Source organism: Rhizobacter sp. P2_H3 (assembly GCF_056403355.1).
On sequence record NZ_JBFUFQ010000523.1, the window covers coordinates 1 to 810 of the forward strand.

Annotated in this window: 1 protein-coding gene; it reads right to left on the bottom strand. The window is 66.9% G+C overall.

The window, feature by feature from the left end:
- Positions 1 to 482: 482 nt before the first annotated feature.
- Positions 483 to 810: hypothetical protein (locus tag AC1D1T_RS32820; RefSeq protein WP_477993546.1), on the bottom strand; the 328-nt coding region annotated here is incomplete at its 5' end.

The window sequence follows — 810 nt, forward strand, 5'->3', positions numbered from 1 at the left end:
GGCCACCTCTCCTTGCGTTTTGCTACTCCTGCCTGACCAACCACGACCGGCGCTGGAGCGCTTGGCGCGATTTGCCACCGCCGGCGAGGCGGCCGAAGAGTTGCCCTCCATGGAGGAGGCCCTGCCGTCCGCAGAATGCTGAATCGTTTCAGGGCGGCAGTCGGCCGAGGCAATGCACGGTCGGGGCCGAGCCTCGCGTGTTGCTACCCCTGCCGCAGCAACCATCGAACTTGATCGCGGGCCGCACGCGCCTCGCCATCGGCTGTTCGACAGCGACGCACCCGGACCCGGACCCGGCGACGAGGCGGCGTTCTTCGACAGCCTGCCGGACGACGTACCGATGACGCTCGCGGGGTACCACTGCTGAGTGGATCCAGCCGCGCGCGGCAGGCAATAGTGTTGATCACCGCGATTCGGGCCTCGCGTCGAGACACTCCTCGCGTGACGAGCTGCTCGCAGATCGGTGGACCGAGCTGGCTCGATCAGGCGGCGCCCTGGGCGGCCTGCTCCTGGACGAGGCCTTGCCGCTGATGGCTTTCGAGCTGCGGCAGGAACAGGTCGTGCAGGAACATCGGCCACACACGGTCCACGGGGTCGGAGATCTCCAGGTGGGGATCGGGTTCGAAGACGTGAGCAGTGCCCACCGAGCGCGGGTGCGGCAAGCCCAGCATCTTGAGGGCCTTGTTGGAGAGCTTTTCCGGGTCGCCCAGTTCYGGCACCGGATCGCCCTTGACGGAAAAGGATTTCACCAGGTCCGGCAGGCGCTTGACGTTTTCTTCCCGGGCCTTGTCCAACAGCCCGTCGCTGAGC